Source organism: Trebonia sp. (assembly GCF_049794275.1).
Lineage (GTDB): Bacteria > Actinomycetota > Actinomycetes > Streptosporangiales > Streptosporangiaceae > Trebonia.
This window is the reverse complement of record NZ_JBARCR010001142.1, coordinates 1-5,227: the sequence shown is the minus strand read 5'-3', so window position 1 is coordinate 5,227 and position 5,227 is coordinate 1. Positions and strand designations below refer to the sequence as shown.

Here is a 5,227-nt window from a genome sequence, read left to right as displayed (position 1 = left end):
CGCAGCCACTGGGCACGGTTGCGCGCCTCGTCGCGCGCCTGCTTTGCCTGGTCGCGCGCTTGCCGCGCCGCGTCGCGGACCTGCCGGGCCTGCACCCACGCGGCCTCCTTGGCCTGCCTCGCCTGCTCGCGGCCGGCATCCCTGGCCTCCTCGCGGCCGCTGGCGGCCTCGTCCTCGCGAGATTCCCGCTCGGTGCGGCGCACCTCCCTGGCGGCCCAGGTCAGCTCCTCCCGCAGGTTGCGGACCGTTTCCCTGACGTCCTCGCGCACCTCGCGGACGATGTCGCTGACCGACGCCGACAGCTCCTCCTCGAGCTCGTCGAGCTCGTCGCCGCGGTTGCGCAGCTCCTCGCGCCCCGCCTCGGTGATCCGGTAGACCTTGCGGCCGTTCTCTTCGTCGTGGGTGACCAGGCCTTCTTCTTCCAGCCTCGCCAGCCTGGGGTAGATCGTGCCGGGCGACGGGGCGTAGACGCCCATGAACCGGTCGCGCAGCAGCCGGATGACCTCGTAGCCGTGCCTCGGCTCCTCGTCCAGCAGTCGCAGCAGGTACAGCCGCAGCCGTCCATGACGGAATACCGGGCTCATTGGGTCTCGCTTTCCATTTCCGCCTCCGCGCGAGGTGTCTCCGTGCGCGGAGTAGTACGGCGCTGAGAGCGCCGCAGCAGCGTGACAGCGCCTGACACGCTGGTTACAGATACGCTTCCTGATCCGTCGCCTACGTTACCGCTTACGGTATGTGACCAATACGGTGTGGCGGCGCGCAATGAATCGAATTCGCTGCGAACGTTCCCCCCGGTGGAGCGCAGCCGGACCGCGGCGTCGCTGTCCGCGGGCAGGCGCACTGTGACGGCACCGGAGACCGTGCCGATCCGCACGTCGCCATTGTCTGCCAGCGTGACGTCGGCGGAGATCTGCCCGCTCACGTTCTCCGCCTCGAGCAGGGCGAGCGCCCCGTCGGCCAGCGTCAGGCCGCCTGACACGGACTTGAAGCGGACCGCGCCGTCCACGTCCCGGCCTTCCAGCGCGCCCGATACGGTTTCGGCCTGCACATCGCCCGTCACGCCGTCGAGCGTGATCTCGCCGGACACGCCCTTGACCGACGCGCCGGCGCTGAGCCCGCAGACGACCGCCGAGGCGCTGACCACGCCCAGCTGGACCGGGCAGTCGGCCGGCACCGTCACGGTGACCGCCGCGGTGTCGTGCAGCGGATTGAGCCAGTCGAGCAGCCGCTCCCAGGAGAGCTTCTCGTAGTCGTACGCGATCGTCAGCGTGCCGTTGTCTTCCTGGCCGATCTGCAGCGGCCGGCCGCTGATTTCGCTGACCACTACCGACGGCCTGTCGCCGGTAGCCATCACCGCGACCGACCCGGCGATCAGCCGCACCCGCAGCGCGGTCACCGCGTCGAAGTCGAGACTCGCCGGCGCGTCAACGGTCCAGTGCGGCATGACACATCCTCCCAGGCGCTACCACTGTCTCCCCCATACGATATGTCGCAGACCCGGGAAGTCAAGATGTATCGCGTTTGCGAAACGCCTGGGAGGCGCCACGAGGCCGTTCTGGATAAGGGATTTGCTCTTATTCCTCGCCTGCGGAGTCGTCGTCGTCCGGCTCGGAGTCGGCATCCAGCCGCGCCAGCCAGGACGCGAGCCGGTCCACCGCCGTCTCGAACTCCGGATTGAGGTCCACGAAATCCCGGAGCCGCTCGGCGAGCCAGGTCATGCTGACCCGCTCGTCGCCGCGACGGTCGTCGAGTTCCTCGATTCCGGCGTCGGTGAAGTACATCGCTAGCCCTCCGCCGGGATAGCCGTTTCGATCAGCTCGCGGTGCGAGGCCGCGTGCACCTTGGCCGAGCCAGCCGCGGGCGCCGAGCTCGCGGGCAGCGAGATCACGGACAGCGGCCGGCCGAGCAGCTCAGGCAGCCGCAGCGCCATCCGCGGCCAGGCGCCCATGTTCGACGGCTCCTCCTGCACCCAGACCAGTTCGGCATCGGCCGGGTACCGGGACAGTTCGGCGCGCAGCTCGTCGTGCGGGATCGGGTAGAGCCGCTCGAAGCGGACGATCGCGGTGCTGGTCGCGTTGACCTTCGAACGGCGGTCGGCCAGGTCGTAGTACACCTTGCCGGTGCACAGCACCACGCGGCGCACCCCACTGCCGTCGAACTCCGGCGGCTCGCCGATCAGCGGCTCGAACGAGCCGGACGTGAAGTCGGTGACCGCGGAGGTCGCCGCCTTCAGCCGCAGCATCGACTTCGGCGTGAACACGATCAGCGGCTTGTGCCGGCCGGAGAGCGCCTGCCAGCGCAGCAGGTGGAAGTAGCTGGCCGGGGTGGACGGCATCGCGACCGTCATGTTGTCCTCGGCGCACAGGGACAGGAACCGCTCCACCCGGGCGGAGGAGTGGTCCGGGCCCTGGCCTTCGTAGCCGTGCGGCAGCAGCAGCACGACGCCGGACCGCTGGCCCCACTTCTGCTCTCCGGAGCTGATGAACTCGTCGATGATGGTCTGCGCGCCGTTCATGAAGTCGCCGAACTGCGCCTCCCACAGCACGAGCGCCTCAGGGCGGGCCACGGAGTAGCCGTACTCGAAGCCCATCGCGGCGAACTCAGACAGCAGCGAGTCGTAGACGAGGAACCGCGCCTGGCCGTTGTCCAGCTTCTTGAGCGGGGTGTACTCCTCGCCGGTGCGCCGGTCGACGAGCACCGCGTGCCGCTGGCCGAACGTGCCGCGCCTGCTGTCCTGGCCGACCAGCCGCACCGGGCGGCCGTCCTGGAGCAGCGAGCCGAAGGCGAGCAGCTCGCCGGTGGCCCAGTCGATGCTGTCGTCGGTGACCATCGCGGCGCGGCGTTCCAGTTGCGGCTTCAGCCGCGGGTGCACGGTGAAGCCGTCCGGCACGGTCAGCTGGGTCTCGATGACCTGCTTGACCGCGTCGCCGGTGATCGCGGTCGGCACCGCCCGGTGGTTGACCGGGCGCTCCTCCTGCTCGCGCGGCAGCACGGTGCCGGGCTGCGGCGGGAGCTCGTTTGCCTCGCGGGTCTCCGTGAACGCGCGCTCGAGCTGCTGCTGGTAGTGGCGGAGCGCCGCCTCGGCCTCCTCCATCGTGATGTCACCGCGGGCGATCAGCGACTCGGTGTAGAGCTTGCGCACCGAGCGCTTCGCCTCGATCAGGTCGTACATCAGCGGCTGGGTGAAGCTCGGGTTGTCGGCCTCGTTGTGCCCGCGGCGGCGGTAGCAGACCATGTCGATCACGACGTCCTTGCGGAAGGTCTGCCGGTACACGTAGGCGAGCCGGCCGACCCGCACCACCGCCTCCGGGTCGTCCCCGTTGACGTGGAAGATCGGTGCCTGGATCATCCGCGCCACGTCGGTGGCGTAGACGCTGGACCGCGAGTACTGCGGCGCGGTCGTGAAGCCGACCTGGTTGTTCACCACGATGTGCACGGTGCCGCCGGTGCGGTAGCCGCGCAGCTGGCTGAGGTTGAGGGTCTCGGCGACCACGCCCTGGCCCGCGAACGCCGCGTCACCGTGCACGAGCACCGGCAGCACCGTGAAGCCGGGCTCGCCCTTGTCGAGGACGTCCTGCTTGGCGCGGACCACGCCCTCCATCACCGGGTCGCCCGCCTCCAGGTGGCTGGGGTTGGCGACCAGCGACGTGCGGATCTTGCTGCCGGTGACGGCGGTGAACGTGCCCTCCGCGCCCAGGTGGTACTTCACGTCGCCGGAGCCCTGGGTGGACTTGGGGTCGAGGTTGCCCTCGAACTCCTTGAAGATCTGCCCGTAAGACTTGCCGACGATGTTGGCGAGCACGTTCAGCCGGCCGCGGTGGGCCATGCCGAGGACGGCCTCGTCGAGGCGCTGCTCCGCCGCTTCGCTGATCACCGCGTCGATCAGCGGGATCAGCGACTCGGCGCCCTCCAGGGAGAACCGGCGCTGGCCGACGAACTTGGTCTGCAGGAAGTTCTCGAACGCCTCGGCCACGTTCAGCCGGGACAGGATGCGGATCTGCTCGTCGTGCCCGGGCCTCTCATGCGGCACCTCGATATGCGCCTGGATCCACTTGCGCTCGTCGGGATCCTGGATGTGCATGTACTCGATGCCGACCGTCCGGCAGTAGGAGTCCCGCAGCACGCCGAGGATTTCGCGCAGCCGCATCAGCGGCTTGCCGCCGAACCCGCCGGTGGCGAACTCGCGCTCCAGGTCCCACAGCGTCAGGCCGTGCTGGTTGATGTCCAGGTCCGGGTGCCTGCGCTGGACGATCTCCAGCGGGTTGGTGTCGGCCATCAGGTGGCCGCGGACCCGGTAGGCGTGGATCAGCTCCTGCACGCGGGCCGAGCGCGTGACGTCGTCCTCGTGCCCGTAGGGGAAGTCCTTGACCCAGCGCACCGGCTCGTAAGGGATGCGCAGGCTCGCGAAGATGTCGTCGTAGAAGTCGTCCTCGCCGAGCAGCAGCTGGTGGATCCTGCGAAGGAAATCGCCGGACTGGGCGCCTTGGATGATCCGGTGGTCGTAGGTGGACGTCAGCGTGACCGTCTTGCTGATCGCCAGCCTGGCCATGGTCTGCTCACTCGCGCCCTGGTAGGCGGCGGGGTACTCCATGGCGCCGACGCCGACGATGCAGCCCTGCCCGGGCATGAGCCGCGGCACTGAGTGCTCGGTGCCGATGGTGCCCGGGTTGGTCAGGCTGATCGTGGTGCCCTGGAAGTCCGCGACGGCGAGCTTGCCGCTGCGGGCCTTGCGGACCAGGTCCTCGTACGCCGTCCAGAACTGGCGGAAGTCCATCTCGTCGGCGCCCTTGATGTTCGGCACCAGGAGCTGCCGCGAGCCGTCCTTCGCCTGCAGGTCGATCGCCAGGCCGAGGTTGACGTGGTGCGGCGCGGCGAGGACCGGCTTGCCGTCTTCCTCGGCGTACGCGGCGTTCATCTCCGGGTTCGCCTTGAGTGCCTGGACGACGGCGTAGCCGATCAGGTGGGTGAAGGAGACCTTCCCGCCCCTGCCGCGCTGCAGGTGGTTGTTGACGACGATGCGGTTGTCGATGAGCAGCTTGGCCGGCACCGCTCGCACCGAGGTGGCGGTGGGGACCGAGAGGCTGGCCGCCATGTTCTGGGCGGTGCGGGCGGCGGCACCGCGCAGCCTGCTGAGGTCGGCGTCGGAAGGGGGCGGCGCGACCGCAGGCTGGCTCGGCTTGCTTGGCGTGCTTGGCGTGCTCGCGGGCGGCGCGGCGGGGGCGCTCGA

General features: G+C 69.6%; 4 protein-coding genes. All 4 read right to left on the bottom strand.

All coding sequences use genetic code 11. The features are described from left to right. Positions 1-584: helix-turn-helix transcriptional regulator (locus WA805_RS28300; protein ID WP_425243851.1), on the bottom strand; the 584-nt coding region annotated here is incomplete at its 3' end. After that, positions 581-1,444 (bottom strand): DUF4097 family beta strand repeat-containing protein, encoded by an 864-nt coding sequence (locus WA805_RS28295; RefSeq protein WP_422279576.1) that lies wholly within the window; start codon positions 1,442-1,444, stop codon positions 581-583. The genes WA805_RS28295 and WA805_RS28300, both read right to left, overlap by 4 nt. Positions 1,445-1,574: 130 nt before the next feature. After that, positions 1,575-1,781, bottom strand: a complete 207-nt coding sequence (locus WA805_RS28290; RefSeq protein WP_422279574.1) for a DUF6104 family protein — start codon at positions 1,779-1,781, stop codon at positions 1,575-1,577. Between the two features lie 2 nt (positions 1,782-1,783). Then, a partial coding sequence (locus tag WA805_RS28285; RefSeq protein WP_425243850.1) for a multifunctional oxoglutarate decarboxylase/oxoglutarate dehydrogenase thiamine pyrophosphate-binding subunit/dihydrolipoyllysine-residue succinyltransferase subunit occupies positions 1,784-5,227 on the bottom strand: 3,444 nt, incomplete at its 5' end.

Excerpts from the sequence above, each read along its gene's own strand:
- WA805_RS28295 (WP_422279576.1), bottom strand. The coding sequence starts at position 1,444 with ATGCCGCACTGGACCGTTGACGCGCCGGCGAGTCTCGACTTCGACGCG.
- WA805_RS28290 (WP_422279574.1), bottom strand. The coding sequence starts at position 1,781 with ATGTACTTCACCGACGCCGGAATCGAGGAACTCGACGACCGTCGCGGC.